General features: G+C 68.3%; 19 protein-coding genes. 5 read left to right on the forward strand and 14 right to left on the reverse strand.

Translation table 11 applies throughout. The features are described 5' to 3' along the window. Positions 1–61: 61 nt before the first annotated feature. Genes cysD through AC1Q9M_RS17480 form a run of 5 tightly spaced genes read right to left on the reverse strand, consistent with a single transcriptional unit; the run spans position 62 to position 4,780 of the window. Positions 62–1,021, reverse strand: coding sequence for a sulfate adenylyltransferase subunit CysD (gene cysD / locus AC1Q9M_RS17460; protein WP_382325132.1), 960 nt, complete (start codon positions 1,019–1,021; stop codon positions 62–64). Continuing rightward, positions 1,018–1,767: a phosphoadenylyl-sulfate reductase gene (locus tag AC1Q9M_RS17465; protein ID WP_382325130.1), complete on the reverse strand. Its 750-nt coding sequence runs from the start codon at positions 1,765–1,767 to the stop codon at positions 1,018–1,020. Before AC1Q9M_RS17465 ends, cysD begins: the two co-directional genes overlap by 4 nt. Positions 1,768–1,786: 19 nt before the next feature. After that, positions 1,787–2,179: a DUF934 domain-containing protein gene (locus tag AC1Q9M_RS17470; protein ID WP_444686685.1), complete on the reverse strand. Its 393-nt coding sequence runs from the start codon at positions 2,177–2,179 to the stop codon at positions 1,787–1,789. 11 nt (positions 2,180–2,190) lie between these two features. Further along, positions 2,191–3,966 (reverse strand): nitrite/sulfite reductase, encoded by a 1,776-nt coding sequence (locus AC1Q9M_RS17475; protein ID WP_444686684.1) that lies wholly within the window; start codon positions 3,964–3,966, stop codon positions 2,191–2,193. Positions 3,967–3,988: 22 nt separating this feature from the next. Next, positions 3,989–4,780 carry a sulfite exporter TauE/SafE family protein gene (locus tag AC1Q9M_RS17480; RefSeq protein ID WP_382157497.1) on the reverse strand — a complete coding sequence of 264 codons (792 nt, stop codon included), beginning with the start codon at positions 4,778–4,780 and terminating at the stop codon, positions 3,989–3,991. 166 nt (positions 4,781–4,946) lie between these two features. On the opposite strand from AC1Q9M_RS17480, the gene AC1Q9M_RS17485 reads away from it, so the two are divergent. Continuing rightward, on the forward strand, positions 4,947–5,759 hold the full coding sequence (locus AC1Q9M_RS17485; RefSeq protein WP_492434834.1) for a hypothetical protein: 813 nt from the start codon (positions 4,947–4,949) through the stop codon (positions 5,757–5,759). A 1-nt stretch (position 5,760) separates the two neighbouring features. Here AC1Q9M_RS17485 and AC1Q9M_RS17490 read toward each other — a convergent pair whose 3' ends face one another. Together AC1Q9M_RS17490 and AC1Q9M_RS17495 are read right to left on the reverse strand one after the other, a co-directional pair. Then, entirely contained in the window at positions 5,761–6,921 is a 1,161-nt protein-coding gene (locus AC1Q9M_RS17490; RefSeq protein WP_492434836.1) for an FAD-dependent oxidoreductase, read from the reverse strand. A gap of 14 nt (positions 6,922–6,935) precedes the next feature. Next, positions 6,936–7,217: an oxidative damage protection protein gene (locus AC1Q9M_RS17495; protein ID WP_291118974.1), complete on the reverse strand. Its 282-nt coding sequence runs from the start codon at positions 7,215–7,217 to the stop codon at positions 6,936–6,938. A gap of 278 nt (positions 7,218–7,495) precedes the next feature. On the opposite strand from AC1Q9M_RS17495, the gene AC1Q9M_RS17500 reads away from it, so the two are divergent. Together AC1Q9M_RS17500 and AC1Q9M_RS17505 are read left to right on the forward strand one after the other, a co-directional pair. Further along, positions 7,496–8,266, forward strand: a complete 771-nt coding sequence (locus tag AC1Q9M_RS17500; protein WP_492434839.1) for a ferredoxin--NADP reductase — start codon at positions 7,496–7,498, stop codon at positions 8,264–8,266. Positions 8,267–8,357: 91 nt separating this feature from the next. Continuing rightward, entirely contained in the window at positions 8,358–8,873 is a 516-nt protein-coding gene (locus AC1Q9M_RS17505; protein ID WP_492434995.1) for a disulfide bond formation protein B, read from the forward strand. A 24-nt stretch (positions 8,874–8,897) separates the two neighbouring features. On the opposite strand, the gene argA is transcribed toward AC1Q9M_RS17505, so the two are convergent. After that, a complete protein-coding gene (argA, locus tag AC1Q9M_RS17510; protein ID WP_492434841.1) occupies positions 8,898–10,238 on the reverse strand; it encodes an amino-acid N-acetyltransferase in 1,341 nt (446 codons plus the stop codon). A gap of 20 nt (positions 10,239–10,258) precedes the next feature. On the opposite strand from argA, the gene hrpA reads away from it, so the two are divergent. Continuing rightward, positions 10,259–14,191, forward strand: a complete 3,933-nt coding sequence (hrpA, locus tag AC1Q9M_RS17515) for an ATP-dependent RNA helicase HrpA (RefSeq protein WP_492434843.1) — start codon at positions 10,259–10,261, stop codon at positions 14,189–14,191. Positions 14,192–14,213: 22 nt separating this feature from the next. Here the strand turns inward: hrpA and AC1Q9M_RS17520 are convergent, their stop codons facing one another. Further along, complete coding sequence (locus tag AC1Q9M_RS17520) at positions 14,214–15,155, reverse strand: FecR domain-containing protein (protein WP_492434845.1); 942 nt, start codon at positions 15,153–15,155, stop codon at positions 14,214–14,216. 199 nt (positions 15,156–15,354) lie between these two features. On the opposite strand from AC1Q9M_RS17520, the gene AC1Q9M_RS17525 reads away from it, so the two are divergent. Further along, the gene (locus AC1Q9M_RS17525; RefSeq protein WP_492434847.1) at positions 15,355–16,071 is read left to right on the forward strand and encodes a Rieske (2Fe-2S) protein; all 717 of its coding nucleotides are present in this window, start codon (positions 15,355–15,357) and stop codon (positions 16,069–16,071) included. A 3-nt stretch (positions 16,072–16,074) separates the two neighbouring features. Here the strand turns inward: AC1Q9M_RS17525 and AC1Q9M_RS17530 are convergent, their stop codons facing one another. From AC1Q9M_RS17530 to lptF, 5 genes are read right to left on the reverse strand one after another with little or no spacing between them, the layout of a single operon-like run. Further along, positions 16,075–17,253, reverse strand: coding sequence for a pyridoxal phosphate-dependent aminotransferase (locus AC1Q9M_RS17530; RefSeq protein WP_492434849.1), 1,179 nt, complete (start codon positions 17,251–17,253; stop codon positions 16,075–16,077). Positions 17,254–17,257: 4 nt separating this feature from the next. Next, complete coding sequence (locus AC1Q9M_RS17535; protein WP_204734862.1) at positions 17,258–18,202, reverse strand: CysB family HTH-type transcriptional regulator; 945 nt, start codon at positions 18,200–18,202, stop codon at positions 17,258–17,260. Then, a complete protein-coding gene (locus AC1Q9M_RS17540; RefSeq protein ID WP_444686679.1) occupies positions 18,199–18,564 on the reverse strand; it encodes a sirohydrochlorin chelatase in 366 nt (121 codons plus the stop codon). Before AC1Q9M_RS17540 ends, AC1Q9M_RS17535 begins: the two co-directional genes overlap by 4 nt. Before the next feature lie 5 nt (positions 18,565–18,569). After that, positions 18,570–19,688, reverse strand: a complete 1,119-nt coding sequence (lptG, locus tag AC1Q9M_RS17545; protein ID WP_382157515.1) for an LPS export ABC transporter permease LptG — start codon at positions 19,686–19,688, stop codon at positions 18,570–18,572. After that, complete coding sequence (gene lptF, locus AC1Q9M_RS17550; RefSeq protein WP_382157517.1) at positions 19,685–20,806, reverse strand: LPS export ABC transporter permease LptF; 1,122 nt, start codon at positions 20,804–20,806, stop codon at positions 19,685–19,687. Before lptF ends, lptG begins: the two co-directional genes overlap by 4 nt. Positions 20,807–20,826: the final 20 nt, after the last annotated feature.

Below are 20,826 nucleotides of genomic sequence, written 5' to 3' on the forward strand. Positions count from 1 at the left end.
CGCCGGCCCGCAGACACCGCCCCCAGTGGGGGTGACGCGCCACGGGCGCGGCGCGGGGGCGTCAAAAGTACCCGTCTTTCTTGCGCTTCTCCATCGAGGCGTCGGACGTCTTGTCGTCCATGCGCGTGGCGCCGCGTTCGCTGACCTCGGCGGCCAGCGTCTCGATCACGATGTCGTCGGCCGTGGCGGCCAGGCTCTCCACCGGGCAGGTGCAGGTGATGTCGCCCACGGTGCGGAAGCGCACGTCGCGCACTTCCACGGTTTCGCCGTCGCGCGGCGGCGTGAGTTCGGTCACCGGCACGAGCAGGCCGCGGCGGTCCACCACTTCGCGCTGGTGCGTGTAGTAGATCGAGGGCAGGGCGATGTTTTCGCGCGCGATGTACTGCCACACGTCCAGCTCGGTCCAGTTGCTGATGGGGAACACGCGGAAGTGCTCGCCGGGCTGGATCCGGGTGTTGAACAGCGTCCAGAGCTCGGGGCGTTGCGCCTTGGGTTGCCACTGGCCGAAGCTGTCGCGGTGGCTGAAGATGCGCTCCTTGGCGCGGGCCTTCTCCTCGTCGCGCCGTGCGCCGCCGATCAGCGCATCGAAGCGGAATTCCTCGATGGCTTCCAGCAGCGTGACCGACTGGTGCACGTTGCGGCTCTCGCCTGGATGGGCCAGGCGCACGGTGCCACGCGCCATCGAGTCCTCGACGCTGCGCACGATCAGTTCGGCGCCGAGTTCCTTGGCGCGCAGGTCGCGGAAATCGGTCACTTCGGGGAAGTTGTGGCCGGTGTCGATCATCAGCAGCGGGTAGGGAATGCGGCCGGCGCCGAAGGCCTTCTCGGCGCACTTGAGCATGACCAGCGAGTCCTTGCCACCCGAGAACAGCAGCGCGGGGCGCTCGAAGGCGGCAGCCACCTCGCGCAGGATGAAGATGGTTTCCTCTTCCAGGGCATCCAGGTGGGCGTTGCTCAGGTGGTGATCGCTGGCGTGTTGCAGCGCGGTCTGGATCACGGCGGTTTCGGTGCGGGCGTTCATGCGTGGGTCCGTTCGAGAGGCGATACGAGGGGTTCGGCGGCGGGCTGCACATGCAGGCCGCATTCCTTGGCGCTTTCCTGCTCCCACCACCAGCGGCCGGCGCGGAAGTCCTCGCCGACGCTGATGGCGCGCGTGCAGGGCGCGCAGCCGATGCTGGGGAAGAACTGGTCGTGCAGCGCGTTGTAGTCGAGCTGGTGTTCGGCAATGAAGTGCCAGACATCGCCCCAGGTCCATTCGACGATGGGGCTGACCTTGATGCGCTCGGGCTCCTGCACGATCTCGCCCACTTCGGCGCGCGCGTTGGATTGTTCGCGGCGCAGGCCGGTGATCCAGCCGTCCTGGCCGGCCAGGGCGCGCGCCAGAGGCTCCATCTTGCGGATGTCGCAGCAGGCCTTGCGCAGTTCGATGCTCTGGTACATCGCCTCTTCGCCGTTCTTGCGCACGAAGTGGATGACCGATTCCTGCCTGGGCCGGAACACCTGCACGCTGATGCCGTAACGCTGCTCGATCTTCGGGATCAGCGCGAGCGTCTCGGCGTGCAGCTTGCCGGTCTCCAACACGAAGACGCTGGCCTCGATGCCGGCCAGGTGCATCAGGTGAGTGACCACCATGTCTTCCGCGCCCAGGCTGGAGGCCTGGGTGAGCCTGGGGTGGTTGGCGGCCGTCTCGCGCAGCAGTGCGATGCTGCGCTCGACCTTGGCGGCGAAGTCGGGCGAGGGGCGGTTGTAGAGAGCGATGGCGGTCATGGCTGTGGCTGTGAGACGCTCAGGCGGTGGCGGCGAAATGCGGCGCGGTGTGCACCGCATCGCCCTGGTAGAAGGCAGGGTAGTGCTTCAACAGCGCTTCACCATGGGCGAGGTTCTGGTCGGCGCGCAGCACGGCCTGGCTGAAGCCGCTGCGCTGCATCTGCACCAGCTGGTCGATCAGCACGTCGCCCGTGGCGCGGATCTGGCCCGTGAAGCCCAGGCGGCGGCGCAGCAGGAAGGCCTGGCTGAAGGCTCGGCCGTCGCTGAACTTGGGGAAGTGCAGTTCCACCACGCCGATGCCGCTCAGGTCGGCCTCGCGGGGATCGGCGTCGTTGGCGATCGAGAGGCGTTGCGACTCGGCTTCGGTGGCCGTGAACGTGTCGGCGCTGAAGAGTTGAAGGTTCTGGCTCATGCGGTCTCTCCTCAGGCGGCGGCGCGGGCCGTGCTCGTGCGCACCGCGTTGGCGGCGGTCTTGAACGGGTCGGCACCGGTGCGGCGCAGGGTGTTCACGAAGGTCTCCTGGCCCGTGCGCTGGGCGCGGTAGGTGTCGAGCAGGGCCTCGATCACGTCGGGCACTTCGCTGGCGGCGAAGGACGGGCCGATCACCTTGCCCGGCGTGGCGTCGCCGGAGAGGCGCGTGCCGTCCGAGCCGCCGAGCGTGACCTGGTACCACTCCTGGCCGTCCTTGTCGACGCCCAGGATGCCGATGTGGCCGCTGTGGTGGTGGCCGCAGGAGTTGATGCAGCCGCTGATGTGCAGGTCGATCTCGCCCAGGTCGTGCAGCTCGTCGAGGTCCTTGTAGCGGCCCAGGATGGCCTGTGCCAGCGGCAGCGAGCGCGCGTTGGCGAGGTCGCAGAAGTCGCCGCCGGGGCAGGCGATCATGTCGGTGAGCAGGCCGATGTTGGGCTTGGCCAGGCCCAGGCGGCGCGCCTCGCGCCACAGCTCGGGCAACTGGTCGCAGCGCACCCAGGGCAGCAGCAGGTTCTGTTCGTGCGTCACGCGGGCTTCGCCGGCCGAGAAGCGCTCGGCCAGTTCGGCGGCGCGCTCGAGCTGTTCGGCTGTGGCATCGCCGGGGGCCTGGCCGAAGCGCTTGAAGGACAGTGTGACGGCGCGCAGGTCGGGGTTCTGGTGCGGCTTCACGTTCTGCTGCAGCCACCGGCTGAATTCCAGGTCGTCCTCGGCCGCGGCCTTGAGGATGTGCGCGATCTTGGCGTCGGCGCTCTTGCGGTCGCAGTTGAGTTGCGGCGGCACGAAGAAGGCGCTCACGCGGTCCAGTTCGGCCTGGCTGATGGTGTGCGGCGCGCCGTCCTTCTCGAGGATGTCCTGGTACTCGGCTTCCACCTGGTCGGTGAAGGCCTGGCCTTCGGCCTTCACCAGGATCTTGATGCGGGCCTTGTAGATGTTGTCGCGGCGGCCGAAGCGGTTGTAGGCGCGCACCACGGCTTCGAGGTAGTTGAGGATCTGGTTCCAGGGCAGGAACTCGCGGACCACGCTGCCGATGATGGGCGTGCGGCCCATGCCCCCGCCCACGCGCACCTGGAAGCCCAGGTCGCCGTCGACGTTGCGCAGCAGGCGCAGGCCCACGTCGTGCCAGGGGGTGGCCGCGCGGTCTTCGCGCGCGCCGGTGATGGCCACCTTGAACTTGCGCGGCAGGAAGGCGAACTCGGGGTGCAGCGTGCTCCACTGGCGCAGGATTTCGGCGAAGGGCCGCGGATCGGCCACCTCGTCGATCGCGATGCCGGCAAGCGCGTCGGTGGTGATATTGCGGATGCAGTTGCCGCTGGTCTGGATGCCGTGCAGGCCCACGCTGGCGAGCAGGTCCATCACATCGGCCGAGCGCGAGAGCGGGATCCAGTTGTACTGCACGTTCTGGCGCGTCGTGAAGTGGCCGCAGCGGTCGGGCAGCGTGGGCACTTCGGACAGGCCGGCGTTGGCCTTGCTGACGTCGTGCTCTTCCTTGTGGTCGAAGTCGCGCGCGATCTTCGCCAGCACACGCAGTTGCGGGCTGGAGATCTCGCCGTAGGGCACCGCCACGCGCAGCATGGGCGCGAAGCGCTGCACGTACCAGCCGTTCTGCAGGCGCAGCGGCTTGAACTCGTCGTCGCCCAGCGTGCCGGCTTGCCAGCGGGTCAGCTGGTCCCGGTACTGGGCGGCGCGCAGGTGCACGAACTGGCGGTCAAAGTCGGAATATTGGTACATCGTCTTCGTGGGTCTTCAGGAATCAAAAAGCGATCAGCTTCGTGCCGGCATAGGCCAGCAGCAGCGACAGCGCCGAGCGCACCAGGCGCTCAGGGGTGTGGCGCATCAGACGCGTGCCCAGCCAGATGCCGGGCAGCGAGCCGGCGAGCAGCTTGGCCAGCAGCGGCCAGTCCACCGAGCCCAGGCTCGCGTGGCCCAGGCCGGCGACCAGCGTGAGCGGCACGGCGTAAGCGATGTCGGCGGCCACGATGCGGGGCAGCGGCAACAGGGGAAACAGCAACAGCAGCACGGAGACACCGATGGCGCCCGCACCGACCGAGGTGAGCGTGACGAGGGTGCCGATCACCGCACCGAACAGCACCGGCAGGCTCCAGTGGCGCGCATGCGTGGCCTGGGCCAGCTGGCCTTCGGGCAATTGGCGGGGCAGCTGTTTGCCGCGAGCCGCCTTGTAGAGCATGGCCACCGCCGTCAGCAACAGCGCCACGCCCAGGGTGTTCGTCATCAGCGATTGCACCGTTGCGCTCGTGGGGCCGAGCTGGCGCAGCACCAGCAACGTCAACAGCGCCGCCGGCAGGCTGCCGGCGCTCAGCTGGCCGACCACCCGCCAGGGCACCAGCTTCTGCCGCGCCAGGCTGACCGTGCCGCCCATCTTGGTGAAGGCGGCGAACAGCAGGTCGGTGCCGACCGCCAGGTACGGTTTGACGCCGAAAAAGAAGATCAGGATGGGCGTCATGAGCGAGCCGCCACCCACCCCTGTGAGACCCACGATGAGTCCCACGGCGAATCCGGCCAGGATGATGGCGATGTCAGGCATGGGCGAGACTGTAGAGAGACATCGATATATCCCAAACGATTTTTTGTTCATGGGTATATGCCACCCGGGAATAAACAAATGAGCGATGTGCCGAATCGCACACGAGATGGCCGCTCGTCGTACAACTCCGACCGCACATCGGTCTGCTGGGCGTAACATCCGCGCCATGCAAAAGCAGCGCATCCTGGTCAGCGTGGTCGGTTTTTCCGACGTGGAACGCCATGCGCTGAACACCGTGTTCCGCCTGTCGCAGGAGCGCGAGCTGTCTTACGCCCCCTGGGTGCCCATGGCCCCGCCGGGCGCGGTGATCCCTTCCGGCGTGGCCCAGGTGGCCTTGGTGGATGGCGAAAGCCTGGAGGCCGTGCTGTCGCATGCCAAGGAGATGCCACCCGGGCAGCGCCTGATCTGGGTCGGCCCGGACGCCCCCGAACACGCCTGGCGGGTGCTGGACCGGCCGATCGAATGGGCCGCCGTGCTGCACGACCTGGATCTGGTGTTCGCCGCCCGGCAGGCCGATTCGGGCCTGCTCGATCTGGACGTGACCGCGCCGGCGCCGCTGGACATCGACCTCGAGATGGACACCGGCGAACCCACCGACATGACCCGGCGCGCCCTGGTGGTGGGGGCCGAGGATCAGGAAGGCACCTACCTGCGCACCCGCCTGGCCCTGGCGGGCGTGGGCCATGTGGACGAGGTGGTCGACACCGAGACCGCGCTGGAACTCATGGAGCGCAACCGCTATGTGTGCGGCGTGTTCAACCTGGACGACCACCGCATCGACGTGTGGGCGCTGATGCGCCACTTCGTCGCCCGCAATCCCCAGGCGCTGACCTTGGCGACGACCGAGCTGGCCGGGCCGCTGGCGGGTTGGTGGCGCCGTCGCAGGGTGCGGCGCGACGCGCACCGCGTGGGCATCACGGCCCTGCTGGAGCGGCCGTTCCAGCCGCGCCAGGTGTCCGAGTGGCTGGACCTGATCTGAGCTACTGACGGCGCGCCTGTTTCCAGGCGAAGCGCGCGGGATCGATCGCCCGCAGCAGGTCCTCTTCCACGTCGGGCGTGGCCTCACCCTCCATCTGGGCGGCCAGCTGGTTCGCGCACCAGGCGGCCAAGGTGATGCCGCGCGAGCCCAGCGCGGCCAGCAGGTAGAGCCCGGGCCGGCGAGGGGTGTCTGCCAAGGGCACACGGCCCCGCCGGACACCGGCCGCTGCCATGTGGGCCTTCAGGGCCTCGCCGTCGGGCACCGCACCCACCAGCGGCAGGCGGTCCAACGAGGCGCAGCGCACCTGCGCCCAACCCAGCAGCTCGCCTCGCTGCCAGACCTGCCGCAGGTCCAGCGCCGCGCTCGGGCAGATGGCCTCCAGGCTCTCGGCGTTGCGCTCGTGCGCCTGCTCGCTCAGTTGCGTGCTGTTCTCGCCGCGTTCGTAGGTGGAGCCCATAGCCCAGACGCGCGCCGGCCAGGCGGGCGGCAACCCGGTGTCTTCATAGAGGGGCACGTACACGCCGTTGTCGCGTTGCGGCCGCTCGGCCAGCGGGTCGCCGCTCTGGGCGGCCAGGCTCATCTGGCCCTTGACCGGGCGCAGGGGCAGGGCGTCGGCGTCCATCCAACTGGCGGGGCCGGTCAGCAGGGCATGGCTGCCATAGGCCGTGGCGACCACGGCCACTGGGGCTTCGGCCACGCAGCGGCCGTGGGCATCCAGCGCCTGCCAGCCCACGGCGGAGGGGGCCAACGTCTGCACCGGGGTTTGCCACACGCACGCCAACGTGCCCAGGTTCGCCGCTTCGTCGAGCCAGGCCCGCACCAGGGCGGCCGGGCGCACCAGCGCGGCGGGCCAGCGGCCCGGATCGTGTCCCAGGTTGTCCACCTCGCAGGCTTGCCAGCCCTGGCCTGGTGAAACCAGCCGCTGCAGCTCGGCCAGGGTGGTCGCCACGCCCAGTGCGGACAGCCGCGACAGCGGGGTGGGTGCGCGGGTGACATGGGGGCTCAGCATGCCCACCGGCAGGGCCGAGGCGCCTTGCGCCGGGCCGCTGGCGGCATCGACCAGCGTGAGCCGCCAGCCGCGCCGCGCCAGCACCGCGCAGACCGCGGCGCCCGCCAGGCCGGCGCCGATCACCAGGGCATGGCGGGCTGGGGGTGGGGGCACGGCCCGTGCGGCGGTCAGTTGCCTTCGGGCGGCGGCGGCACGAAACCAGCGGCGGCGTCGGCGCCCTCGCCGAAGAAGTGCTTTTCCATCTGGCGCGCGAGGTACTGGCGCGCGCGCGCGTCGGCCAGGTTCAGGCGGTTTTCGTTGAGCAGCATGGTCTGGTGCTTGAGCCAGGCGGCCCAGGCCTCCTTGCTCACGTTCTCGTACAGGCGCTTGCCCATTTCGCCCGGGTAGGGCGGAAAGTCCAGGCCTTCGGCTTCCTTGCCGAGCTTGATGCAATGAACGGTGCGTGCCATGAGAAACGTCCTAGGAGGTGTGGGTTAGATGGATTGGTTATAACGAACTGAAGAAATAATTCGTTCCCGAACAGACCAATCGTCGGCATGATCCGGGACTCTTTGTTCGTCGGCGCAGTTCGCCGTGGTGGGCGCAAGGCCCCGGGTATCCCGGGCAGCCCGTCACTGTAGCAAGGTTTCGGTGTCCGTCCCGCGAGTGGGGCCGGCCGATCACCCCGCCAGCCGCACGGCCGGCCCGACTTTTTACAATACGGGGTTCGACCCCATCAGGATCTCTCATGAGTGCATTTCTGGAAGAGCGCGTGCTCAGCGTTCACCATTGGACCGATCGGCTGTTCAGCTTCACCACCACGCGCGACACCTCGCTGCGGTTTTCCAACGGCCACTTCACCATGATCGGCCTGCGGGTGAACGACAAGCCCTTGCTGCGCGCCTACAGCATCGTCAGCCCGAACTGGGCCGACCACCTCGAGTTCCTCAGCATCAAGGTGCAGGATGGCCCGCTCACCTCGCGCCTGCAGCACATCCAGGTGGGCGACAGCATCGTCGTGGGCCGCAAGCCCACCGGCACCCTGTTGATCGACTACCTGTTGCCGGCCAAGCGCCTGTACCTGCTGGGCACGGGCACCGGCCTGGCACCCTTCATGAGCGTCATCCGCGATCCGGAAACCTACGAGCGCTTCGAGCAGGTCGTGCTGGTGCATGGCGTGCGCCAGGTCAAGGAGTTGGCCTACCGCGAACTGATCACCGAGCAGCTCAAGCAGGACGAGTTCCTGGGCGAGGCCGTGCAGCAGAAGCTGCTGTACTACCCCACCGTCACGCGCGAGCCCTTCACGCATCAGGGCCGCATTCCGCAACTGCTGGGCGACGGCGTGATCGCCAAGGACCTGGGCATTCCGCCGCTCAACCCGGCCGAAGACCGTGTGATGATCTGCGGCAGCCCCGAGATGCTGCGCGACCTCAAGGCCCTGTGCGAGAAGCGCGGCTTCAAGGAAGGCAACACCACGACGCCGGGCGATTTCGTCATCGAACGCGCCTTCGTGAGCTGAAGCGGGGGAACTTGCGGTGGATCGCCGGGCTCAGTGATCTGTCCCGCCCGGCGGCCGCTTTCTCCCAACTTCAGGATTTCCCTTGATCGCCATCCTTTCCCCTGGCCAACCGTCTCCCCTGACCCAGCACCCCCGCCGCATCCTGGGGCTGGTGGCCGCCGCCTGCGCCGCCATGCTGGCCTTCGGCCTGTACCTGCAGCACGTCGTGGGCCTGGAGCCTTGCCCCATGTGCATCGTGCAGCGCTACGCCCTGGTGGCAGTGGCGCTGGTGGCCGGCGTCTCGGCCCTGTTGAAGGGCCGCGCGGCGCGGCAGGCCGGCATCGCGCTGATGGGCCTGCTCGCGGTCTTCGGTGCTTTCACGGCCGCGCGCCAGAGCTGGCTGCAATGGAACCCGCCCGAGATCATGAGCTGCGGGCGCGACTTCTTCGGCATGATCGAAGCCTTCCCGCTGCGCCGGGCCATTCCCATGATCTTTCGCGGCAGCGGCGACTGCTCGGTGATCGACTGGACCTTCCTCGGCCTGTCGATCGCGAACTGGTCCTTCCTGTGCTTCTCGGCCATCATCGCGCTGGCCGTGGCCCTCTGGGTGAAGCGCCCGGCCGCCTGAGGCCGTCCGGGCCGGCGCCGGCCCTCAGCTCAGCTTCTTCACCAGCACCTGGCTCTTGCGGTCCCAGTTGTACTTGCGCTTGCGCGCCTCCGGCAGCCAGTCCGCGCTGACCTGCACGAAGCCGCGCTTGACGAACCAGTGCATGGTGCGCGTGGTGAGCACGAAGATGCTTTGCAGGCCTTGCGCCTTGGCCCGGGCCTCGATGCGCTTGAGCAACCGTTCGCCGTCGCCCTGGCTCTGCGTGTGAGGTGAGACGGTGAGCGCGGCCATTTCGCCGGTGCGCTCTTCCGGGTAGGGGTAGAGCGCCGCGCAGCCGAAGATCACGCCGTCGTGCTCGATGATGGTGTAGTTGCCCGCGTCGCGTTCGATCTCGGTGCGGTCGCGCTTGACCAGGGTGCCGTCCTTCTCGAACGGTTCGATCAGCGCCACGATGCCGCTCACGTCGTCCATGGTGGCCTCGCGCACGCTCTCGAGTTTTTCGTCCACCACCATGGTGCCGATGCCGTCGTGGGTGTAGATCTCCAGCAGCAGCGCTCCGTCCACCGAGAACGGCAGGATGTGGCTGCGGTCCACGCCGCCTTCGCAGGCGCGGATGCAGTGCTGCAGATAGAACGCGGTGTCGATGGGCTGGGTGGCCGGGGGCAGGGCGGCCAGCATCTTCTTCGCGTCGGCCAGCGGCAGTTCGGTGTCGATGTCGCTTTCCGGGTCGGCCTGATCGACGCGGATGCCCGGCACCTCGGTCAGGAACATCAGCTTGTCGGCCTGCAGCGCGACGGCCACCGAGGTCGCCACGTCTTCCATGGTCAGGTTGAAGGCTTCGCCGGTGGGCGAGAAGCCGAAGGGCGAGAGCAGCACCATCGCACCCATGTCGAGCGTGCGCTGGATGCCGTCGGTGTCCACCTTGCGCACCAGGCCCGAGTGGATGAAGTCCACGCCGTCGATCAGGCCCACGGGCCGCGCGGTGATGAAGTTGCCGGAGATCACGCGCACCGTGGCGCCCGCCATGGGCGTGTTGGGCAGGCCCTGGCTGAAGGCGGCCTCGATCTCGTAGCGCAGCTGGCCGGCGGCTTCCTGGGCGCAGTCCAGCGCCACCTCGTCGGTGATGCGCATGCCGTGCGAGTACTTCGCCTCATGGCCCTTGAGCCGCAGCTGTTCGTTCACCTGCGGCCGGAAGCCGTGCACCAGCACGATGTCCACGCCCATGCTCTGGATCAGCGCCAGGTCCTGCGCCAGCTTCTCCAGTTTGCCGGCCGCGATGGCCTCGCCCGCGATGCCGACCACGATGGTGTTGCCTCGGTGCTTGTGGATGTAAGGCGCGACCGAGCGGAACCAGGGGACGAAGGTGAAGTTGAAGACAGTGGACATGGGGCGGTGGTCAGGCGGGCATGGGGCCGGGCGCGGATAATGGCCGGTTGCCCGATTTTGACCGAAGTTCCCACTTGTCCTCCACGCCGCTGCACATCGAATTCCCGGAAAGCCTGCCCGTCTCTGCGCGCCGCCATGAGATCGAGGCCGCGATGCGCGACCACCAGGTCGTCATCGTCTGCGGCGAAACAGGCTCGGGCAAGACCACGCAGCTGCCCAAGATCGCGCTGGCCATGGGGCGGGGCAAGTGCAACGCGAAACCGGGCCAGCGCGGCCAGCTGATCGGCCACACCCAGCCGCGGCGCATCGCCGCCTCCAGCGTGGCCAAGCGCATCGCCGAGGAACTCAAGACACCGCTGGGCGATGTGGTGGGCTACAAGGTGCGCTTCCAGGACCGCCTGTCCAAGGACGCCTCCGTCAAGCTGATGACCGACGGCATCCTGCTCGCCGAAACGCAGACCGATCCCGACCTGCGCGCCTACGACACCATCATCATCGACGAGGCGCACGAGCGCAGCCTCAACATCGACTTCCTGCTCGGCTACCTGCGCCAGCTGCTGCCGCGCCGGCCCGACCTCAAGGTGGTGGTGACCTCGGCCACCATCGACGCCGACCGTTTCGCGCGCTACTTCGCCTCGGCCAAGGGGCCGGCGCCGGTGCTCATGGTCTCGGGCCGCACCTTTCCGGTGGAGGTGCGCTGGCGCCCGTTCGAGGAAAGCCGCGACTACGACCTGAACAACGCCATCGCCGATGCGGTGGACGAACTCTGGCGCGGCCCGGCCGGCGGCGACATCCTGGTGTTCCTGCCGGGCGAGCGCGAGATCCGCGAGGCGGCCGACCACCTGCGCAAACACCTGAGCCACATTCCCACGCTGCGCAACGCCGAGGTGCTGCCGCTGTTCGCGCGCCTGTCGCAGGCCGAGCAGGACCGCATCTTCCAGGACCACAGCGGGCGGCGCATCGTGCTCTCGACCAACGTGGCCGAGACCTCGCTCACCGTGCCCGGCATCCGCTTCGTGATCGATGCCGGCACCGCCCGCGTGAAGCGCTACAGCTTCCGCCAAAAGGTGGAGCAACTCATGGTGGAGCCCATCAGCCAGGCCGCGGCCAACCAGCGCGCCGGCCGCTGCGGCCGTGTGGCCGACGGCATCGCGATCCGGCTCTACGATGAGGCGGGTTTCGGCGCGCGCCCGGCGTTCACCGACCCCGAGATCCTGCGCAGCTCGCTCGCGGGCGTGATCCTGCGCATGAAGGCCTTGCGCCTGGGCGCGGTGGAAGACTTCGCCTTCATCGAGGCGCCGCAGAAGCGCGCCATCGTCGACGGCTACCAGTTGCTGGCCGAACTCAACGCGGTGGACGAGGCCAACGAGCTCACACCCATCGGTCAGACGCTCTCGCGCCTCCCGCTGGACCCGCGCGTGGGCCGCATGATTCTGGAGGCGCAGCAGCGCGGTGCGCTCGACGAGGTGCTGGTGATCGCCTCGGCCCTGAGCGTGCAGGATGTGCGCGACCGCCCGCTGGACAAACAGGCGCAGGCCGACCAGGCGCACGCCAAGTTCGACGACGAGAAGAGCGAGTTCAGCGGCACGCTCAAGCTCTGGAAATGGCTGGAGGACACCAAGGGTGGCCACGGCAAGGACCACAAGCTCAGCCACCGGCAGTACGAGAGCGTGCTGCGCGAGAACTTCGTCAATGTGCGGCGCGTGCGCGAGTGGCGCGACATCCACAGCCAGCTGCACACCGTGGTGGCCGAGCACCAGTGGAGGCTCAACGACAAGCCTGCCAGCTACGAGCAACTGCACCTGGCCATGCTGGCCGGGCTGCTGGGCAACGTGGGCCAGAAGCACGAAACCGAAGACTGGTACCTGGGCGCGCGCGGCATCAAGTTCCACCGCCACCCGGGCGCGAACCTGAGCAAGCGCCCGGGGCGCTGGATCGTGTGTGCCGAACTGGTAGAGACCACGCGCCTGTTCGGGCGCGGCATCGCCGGCATCGAGCCGCTGTGGCTGGAGCAGGTGGGTGGGCACCTGATCAAGAAACAGCTGCTCGACCCGCACTGGGAGAAAAAAGCCGCGCAGGTCACGGCGCTGGAGCGCGCCACGCTGTATGGCCTGGTGATCTACAGCAACCGCCGCACCGACTACGGCAAGGTGGACCCGGCCGGCGCGCGCGAGATCTTCATTCGCGAGGCGCTGGTGGCCGGCGAGTGGGAGACGCGCCTGCCGTTCCTGGCCGCGAACCAGAAGCTGGTGCGCCAGGTGGCCGAGCTGGAGCACAAGTCGCGCCGGCAGGACGTGCTGGTGGACGACGAGCTGATCTACGCCTTCTACGACCAGCAACTGCCCGCGCACATCTGCAACGGCGCGGCCATGGAGCGCTGGTACCGCGACGCCGTGCGCGAGAACCCCAAGCTCCTGCTGCTCACGCGCGAGGAGCTGATGCGGCACGAGGCCGCCGGCATCACCACGCAGACCTTCCCCAAGACGCTGCGCCTGGGCGGTGTGGACTGCGCCTGCAGCTACCTGCACGAGCCTGGCGACCCGCGCGACGGCCTGTCGGTCACGCTGCCGATCTTCGCGCTCAACCAGGCCAGCGAAGACCGCTGCGACTGGCTGGTGCCCGGCATGCTCAAGGAAAAAGTGCTGGCCCTGCTCAAGACCCTGCACCAGCGCCCGCGCTCGCGCCTGGTGCCCTTGCCGGCGACCGCCGAGCGTTTCGCGCAGGCGCTGTGCGAGCCCGCCACCTTCGGCGCCGGCAACCTGATGGACGCGGTGCTCAAGCTGGTGCGCGAGGCCACGCAGCTCGATATCCAGCGCAACGACATCAAGGTCGACATGCTCAGCGCGCACCACTTCATGCACCTGCGCGTGGTCGACGAACACGGCCGCCAGTTGGGCCAGGGCCGCAACCTGGCGGCGCTCAAGGCCGAGCTGGGCGCGCAGGCGCGCGGTGCCTTCCAGGCCCTGGCCTCGCTCAAGATGGAAGGGTTGCGCGCGGCGCCTGCGCCCGCCGCGCCCGTCAAGGGCGGCCCGGCGCCGGTGGCGGCCAAGGCGGCCGCCGCCAAGGCCCCGGCCGTGAGCGCGGCCCAGCGCCACACCGCCTGGGATTTTGGCGAGCTGCCCGAGCTGATGGAAATCCGCCAGGGCCAGCAGACCCTGATTGGCTTCCCGGCGCTGGTGGACGACGGCGAGGCGGTGCGCATCGAGGTGTTCGACGAACCCGAGGTGGCCCAGGCGCGGCACCGCGAAGGCCTGCGCCGCCTGTGCGCGCTGCAGATCCGCGACGCGCTGAAGTACCTGGAGAAGAACCTGCCCGGCCTGCAGGCCATGGGCGTGGCCTACATGCAGGTGGGCAAGGAAGCGGGCGGTGGTGGCACGCTGGAAGAGTTGCGCTCGCAGATCCTGGAACTCGCGCTGGACCGCGCCTTCCTCGGCGACCCGCTGCCCACCGACGAAGCCGCCTTCAAGCGGCGCGTGGAAGAGGGGCGGGGGCGCCTCACGCTGATCGCCAACGAGATCGCCCGCACGGCCGGCACCGTGCTCACGGAGTACGCCGCCGCCGCGCGCAAGCTCAAGGACAGCAAACCGCCGGCGGACGTGGCCACCGACATCGCGCAGCAGCTGCAACGCCTGGTGCCCAAGCGCTTTCTCCTGCAGACGCCGTACGCGCAGTTGCAGCACCTGCCGCGGTATCTCAAGGCGGTGCAGTTGCGGCTGGACAAGCTGCGCGCCGATCCGGCGCGCGACGCCGCCAAGCTGGCCGAGCTGCGGCCGCAGGATCAGCGCTTCTGGCGGTTGGTGGCCGAGCGCAAGGGCGTGCAGGACGCCCGCCTCCAGGAGCTGCGCTGGCTGCTGGAGGAACTGCGGGTGAGTTTCTTCGCGCAGGAGCTGCGCACCCCCCAGCCGGTGAGCGTGAAGCGGCTGGAGAAGGCCTGGACCCAGCTCAACGCCTGAGCCTGGGCCTCGGGCGAACGGCTCAGTTCGCGGTGAGCGCCACGCGGCCTTCGCTCACGCCCAGGGCGGTGTCGGCGCGCAGCCGCTGCAAGACGGCTTCGGCGTCCTCGCGCGTGGCGAACTGGTTGATGCGCACCTCGTGGCGCCCATCCTTGGCCAGGGTTTGCGCCGGGTAGCCCGCGGTCTGCAGCCGGGTGCGCAGCGCGGCGGCATCGGCCGCGCTGCTGAAGGTGGCCGCCACGGTGCGCCAGCGCCCGCCTTGCAGCAGCACACCGCTGCCCGGCTGCATTTCGGCTTGGCCGATGAATTTGGCCAGCTGGGCCGGCGTGGCCTGGTCGGCCGGTTTTTCCGGCTGGCCGGTGAACACCACCCAGAACGCGCCGGGTTTGTCGAGCTCGATGCCCGGCTTGGCCTCGCGCACCACCTCGACCTTGCCCTCGAACACACATACGGCGTCGTGGGCCGCATCGGTCATGGTCCAGAAGTCGGTGCCGCGGATGCCCACCGTGGCCGTGGCCAGCTCGACGTTGAGTTCGCGCTTGTTGCCCAGGGCCTTGCTGGTGTAGTCGGTGGCGTAGCGGAACACGCCGCTCACGAGTTTGAAGGCGCTCTTCTGCTCGCTGGGCGCGGTGGCGTTGCTGCGGCTGGTGTCCAGCGACTGGATCAGGAACTCGGTCTGCTCCCCCAGCTTGATGGTGCTGCGGTCGTCCATGCGCAGCAGCATGCGCGAGCCGTTGGCGGTGATGGCCTTGTCGTTGGCGCGCAGTTGGGCCCCAGGCTCGGCCGGGCGGCGCTGGCCGTTGCGCTCCACCCAGGCGGGCAGTTGAACGGCTTCGACCACGGTCGTGCTGGGGGTGGCGTGGGCCGGGCCGCTCAAGCCCCAGGCGACAGCGGCGCAGGCCTGCCAAAGCACCGCACGGCGGCTCAGGTTCTTGAGGCGATGGAAAGGGAGGAGGAGGGTCACGGGGAAAGGTCCTTCAGCGATGCGCGAAAAAAAAGCCTGTCCGACAGGCCGCTCGGTGTCCCAAGTTACGTCCATATCGGCGTGCCGGATGCACTTCTTGACGCCGGCATGTGAGAAAAACACGGGTTGACACCGGCGGATGCATGCGTTTCACTGCCCCAAGGTGGCCGGCGCAACGGCCTTTCATCGGAGATGGGCGATGGATCGACGCGAATTCGTGGAAGTGTGCGCGCTCGGCGGTGGCTCGCTGGCGGCGGCGTTGGCGCAGACGGCCTGGGCCGCGGATGCCAAACCGCGTTCGTACGGCCGGGTTCAATTGCTCGACGATGTGGGCAAACCGCTCAAGGCGTCGAACCTGAAACCACAGACCAACTACGTTTTCCACTACCCCTTCGAAGCGACACCGGTGTTCCTGCTCGACCTGGGCAAACCGGCGGCGGCGACCCAGCTGCAGACCCGCGACAAGCAGAGCTACCAGTGGCCGGGGGGCATCGGCCCGCGCAGGAGCCTGGTCGCGTTCTCGGCCATCTGCGCGCACAAGCTGGTGTACCCGACCAAGGACCTGAGCTTCATCAGCTTCCGCAAGGGCGCGGCCACGAATCCGCAGACGCCGAGCAAGGGCAACGACCTGATCCACTGCTGCGCCGACCACAGCCAGTACGACCCGGCGCGTGGCGCCCAGGTGCTCAACGGCCCGGCCGAACAACCCCTGTGCGCGGTGCTGATCGAGCACGATGCGAAGAGCGACACGCTCACCGCCACCGGCACTCTGGGCGGCGAACTGTTCGACGACTTCTTCAAGAAGTACGAGATGAAGCTCAGCCTGGAGGTGGGGCCGAACGCGAAGCAGGCCGTGGCCCGCCAGGCCACGGTGGTCGAACTGGAGCGCTATTGCCGCAACCCCGTGCGGTGCTGAGCCTTACAGGCGCGCCAGGCGTGTGAGGGCTTCGCGCAAGGTGTCGTCCTTCTTCGCGAAGCAGAAACGCACCACGCGCTGGTCGAAACCGTCGCCATAGAAGGCCGAGAGCGGGATGGCGGCCACGCCGATCTCCTTCGTGAGCCACTGGCAGAAGTCGCCCTCGGGCAGGTCGCGCTCTGGCACGGCCAGGGCCGAAATGTCCACGCACTGGAAGTAGGTGCCTTCACCAGGCAACAGGCGAAAGCGCGTGGCGGCCAGGCCTTCGCGGAACAGGTCGCGCTTGCGCTGGTAGAACGCGGCCAGCTCCAGATAGGGCGCCGGGTTGCCCATGTAGGTGGCCAGCGCGTGCTGCACCGGGGTGTTCACCGTGAACACGTTGAACTGGTGCACCTTGCGGAACTCGGCCGTGAGCGCGGCCGGCGCCACCACCGTACCGACCTTCCAGCCGGTCACGTGGTAGGTCTTGCCGAAGCTGCTGACGATGAAGGCGCGCGCGGCCAGGCCGGGGAAGCGCGCCGCGCTCTGGTGCGCCTGGCCATCGAACACCATGTGCTCGTACACCTCGTCGCTGATCAGCAGCACGTCGGTGGGCGCGAGAAGCGCCTGCAGGCGCTGCATGTCGGCCTCGCTCCAGACCATGCCGCTGGGGTTGTGCGGGCTGTTGATGATCAGGGCGCGCGTGCGCGGCGTGATGGCGGCAGCGATGCGGTCGAAGGCGGGCCGGAAGGTGCCGGGCGTGAGCGGCACGCGCACCGCGACGCCGCCGGCCAGCTCGATGTTGGGCACGTAGCTGTCGTAGCAGGGTTCGAGCACGATCACTTCGTCGCCGGGTTGCACCACGGCGAGGATGGCGGTCAGGATGGCCTGCGTGGCGCCCGCCGTCACGGTGATCTCGGTGGCCGGGTCGCAGGCCAGGCCGTAGAGGGCCTGCATCTTGGCGGCCATGGCCTGGCGCAGCGCGAGCGCGCCAGGCATGGGCGGGTACTGGTTGTGGCCGGCCTGCATGGCCCGCGTGACCGCTTCCACCAGGGCTGGGTCGCAGTCGAAATCGGGGAAGCCCTGGCCCAGGTTCACCGCGCCGTGCTCGGCGGCGAGCGAGGACATGACGGTGAAGATGGTGGTGCCGACCTTGGGCAGGCGGGAGGCGAGGGCGGGGGTGCGGGGCGGGAGGGAACTCATGGGGTCACAGCTCGTAGTCGTCCGGGGTGCCGCTCATGGCGCGCAGGATGAGGTCGCGCGAGAGGCGGTCGCTCAGCAGTTCGGCGAAGCGCAGCACGAAGTGGCGCAGGTAGGTGCCGCGCTTGAAGGCCACGCGCGCGAGGTTGTGGCCAAACAGTTGCGCGGCGGGGCGGGCCACCAGGTCGGGGGTCTGGTTCTCGCCCTGCATGGCCATCTCGGCCACGATGCCCACGCCCATGCCCAGCTTCACATAGGTCTTGATCACGTCCGAGTCGATCGCCTCGAGCACGATGTTGGGTTGCAGGTGGCGCAGGGCGAAGGCCTGGTCGATCCGGGTGCGGCCGGTGAAGCTGGGGTGGTAGGTCACCAGCGGCACCTGGGCCAGGTCGTCGAGCGTGATGCGCTCGCGCTCCAGCAAGGGGTGGTCGAACGGCAGCACCAGCACGTGCTGCCACTCGTAGCAGGGCAGCGTGACCAGCTCGGGGTAGTTCACCAGCGATTCGGTGGCCATGCCGATCTCGGCCACTTCCTCCATCAGCATCTTGGCCACCTGGTCGGGCGAGCCCTGGTGCAGGCTGATGCCGACCTTGGGGTAGGCCTGGCGCAGCGCGGCCACCGGCCCGGGCAGCACGTAGCGCGCCTGGGTGTGGGTGGTGGCGATGGACAGCGTGCCGCTGTCCTGGGCCGAGTACTGCTCGCCGATGCGCTTGAGGTTGTTGACCTCGCGCAGGATGATGTCGATGCTCTTGAGCACCTGCTGGCCCGGCTCGGTCACGCGCTTGATGCGCTTGCCGTGGCGCGCGAAGATCTCGATGCCGAGCTCGTCTTCCAGCTCGATGATGGCCTTGGAGACGCCGGGCTGCGAGGTGTGCAGGGCCTTGGCGGCCTCGGTGAGGTTCAGGTTGCGGCGCACCGCCTCCTGCACGAAACGGAACTGGTGCAGGTTCATGCGGCGGTCTCCAGCGCGATTTGGGCGAGCAGGGCGGTCAGACGGGGGTCTTCGCCAGCGGCGGGCAATTGTTCGAAGGTCACGGTGGGGTGTGTGGCGGCCAGCTGGGCCATCAGCACCGGCAGGTCTTCACGGGCGTGCTTGCCCATGCCGAAGAAGAGGGGCAGCACGCGCACCCGCGTCACACCCTGGGCCACCAGCTGGCGCGCCGCCGTGGCGATGTCGGGTTCGCTGAGTTCGAGGTAGGCGCAGGACACCACGGCCGAAGCGTCGCGGCGCGCGATCTGCTGCGCCACCGACTCGACCGGCTGGCGCCACAGGGGGTCGCGCGACCCATGGGCGAAAACGATCACACCGAGCATGGCCGCTACCTCCGAAGCACCAGCCACCCGAAGGCGCCGAGCGAGAACACGGAGTAGATCAAGGCCGGCGAGGCCGCGGCCAGCCAGGGTTGCCACTGGTTGAGGTTGCCGATGTAGCCGAACACGTTGTTCAGCAGGAAGAAGCTGATGCCGATCATCACGCCGCCGAAGACGTAGCCGGTGATGCTGCCCGAGCGGAAGTGCAGGTAGGCGAAGGGCAGCGCGAGCACCACCATCACCAGACAGCTCAAGGGGTAGAACACCTTGCGCCAGAACTCGATCTCGTAGCGCTGCGCCGTCTGACCGTTCGCCTCCAGGTGGCGGATGTAGCCGAACAGGTCGGCCGTGCGCATGCGCTCGGGTTTGAGCAGCGCCACGGACACCATCTCGGCGTTGATGCCGCTGGGCCAGCGCAGGGTCTCGAGCGCTTCGCGCTGGATGCGGCCGGAGGCCTGCCCGGCGGTGTCGAATTCGCGGCGCTGCACCTGCCGCAGGGTCCAGGAGTCGTCCACCTCGATCTGCCCGGTCTGGGCGTGCAGCGTGGAGACCAGGAAGCCCTGGTTGTTGAACTCGAAGATGCGCACATTGCCCAGCTCGCCCTGCGGCGACATGGAGCCCACATTGACCGAGAAGTTGCTGTAGGGCTGCTTTTCCTTGAGCCAGGCGCCGGTCTGGCCCAGGCTGATGTTGCCTTGGTAACGCGCCTTGAGCAGCTGGGCCGTCTTGTCCGAAAGCGGCGCCAGGTAGTCGCCGATGGCGAAGGTGAGCACCACGAACACCGCGCCCAGGCCCAGCAGCATCCGCAGTGCCCGCCACGGGCCCAGGCCGCTGGTGCGCAGGATGGTGTATTCCGAGCCCTGGGCCAGGCGCGCGAGCACGAAGACGGAGCCGATCAACACGGCAATCGGCAGCAGCTCGTAGATCCGGCTGGGCATGAGCAACCCCACGTAGAGCAGGGCATGCGGCACTTCGTAGACCAGCGAGGGGTCGAGCGCCGAGGGCTTGCCCAGCGCGGGCAACTCGTCGACGAAGTCGAAGAAGAAGAACAGCGAGAGGAAAGCCAGCAGCACGAAAGTCACGGCCGCGAACACTTCGCCATAGATGAGACGGCGGATGGTTTTCATGCGCCCGCTCCCACGGCGGCGCTGCGCGCCGTGCGCCGGGCGCTGAGCCAGCCGCGCACGCTCAGGTTGTAGTGGCGTTTGAAGAACCACAGCACGGTCAGCACGAACACGCCGCCATGCAGGCCGACCATGTAGCCGCCCAGGCTGAAGAGGCCGCTGGCCACCCAGCTCTGGCCCAGGTTGAGCAGGTTGTAATAGAACACGAAGGCGAACAGGGTGAAGAACAGGTTGCCGCCGCGACCGGCGCGCGGGTTGCCGGTGGTGGTGGCCACGGCGATCAGCACGAAGTTCATGGCGGTCAAGGCCATGCCGATGCGCCAGCCCAGTTCGCCGAGGTTGGCGCGGGTGGGGTCGCGGATCAGGTCCCAGCTGTTGCGGGCCTTGAGGGCTTCGCCGCGCTGGCTGATGGCGGAGGAGCCGATCTGGGTGCCGTATTCCTCGAACTCGCTCACTTTCAGGCTGCTCTGGTCGGCCGGCGTTTCCAGGCGCTGGCCGTTGTTGAGCATCAGGATCTGCTGTTCGTTGAGCCACTCGATGCGGCCCGAACGCGCCGAGGTCACGGTCTCGCGGCCGTCGTTTTCGGTGCTGGAGATGAAGATGTTGCGGCCCTCGGTGCCGTCCGCCGTGTCCTTGTCGATGAAGAACACGCGACGCCCGCTCGACGACTCCTGGAACTGCCCGGGCGCCACGCGCTCCAGGTCACCCCGGCGCTCGAAGCGGTCGCGCAACTGGTCGGTCTGCGCATTGGCCCACGGCCAGACGAAGAACACCATCAGCGTGATGACCACCAGGATCGGCCACGAGAAGCGCATCACCGGCCGCAGAAAGCCCCCGAGCGAGCGGCCGCTGGAGAACCAGATGATCATTTCGCTGTCGCGGTACATGCGCGAGAGCGTGAAGACGATGGCGATGAAGAGCGCCAGCGTGAGGATGGTGGGCATGCGGCCGATGACGGTGTAGCCCAGCACCAGCGCGATCTCCTGCGGGTCGACGCTGCCTTTCGAGGCCAGGCCCAGCGTGCGGATCAGCAACATCGTCAACACGATGGTGAACAGCACCACCAGCGTGGCCCCGAAGCTGCGTGCCAGCTCTTTGCGGATGGAAGAATGGAATAACATCGATCGAGAACAGGAAAACA

It is taken from the genome of Hydrogenophaga sp. GW823-FHT04C09 (assembly GCF_058796355.1).